Origin of the sequence: Cobetia sp. SIMBA_158 (assembly GCF_046566945.1) — a bacterium.
GTDB lineage: Bacteria > Pseudomonadota > Gammaproteobacteria > Pseudomonadales > Halomonadaceae > Cobetia > Cobetia amphilecti.
Genome location: NZ_JAWJYL010000333.1, coordinates 1 through 274, shown reverse-complemented (window position 1 = coordinate 274; position 274 = coordinate 1). Strand labels below are relative to the sequence as shown.

1 protein-coding gene is annotated in these 274 nt (G+C 60.9%); it reads right to left on the bottom strand.

Annotated features, from left to right (window positions below; translation table 11 throughout):
• Positions 1-274 (bottom strand): hypothetical protein (locus R2R70_RS20170; protein ID WP_410978928.1); only part of this gene is annotated, 274 nt, incomplete at both ends.

Sequence of the window (274 nt, the reverse complement as noted above, 5' to 3'; positions counted from 1 at the left end):
CATCCCCTTGTCCGCCGTAGCCTGCGCAAAATCTGCGATTTGCGTATCAGTCATGCCGACCAGATTGAACTGGATCGAATCCGGCGCGCGACGCTCGGGCGCCAGCGGTGCGGGCACGTGGAAATTGGCATGGGCGTTTAGCTTCGCGGCCACATAATCGTGGTTCTTCAGCCCATCGGCAACGCGGCGGGCAAGCTCAGGGATCTGTGGGCGTATCACCACGGCAGAGAGGTTGCTCATGCGCAGGTTATACAGCGGCAGCAGGTTCTGCCAG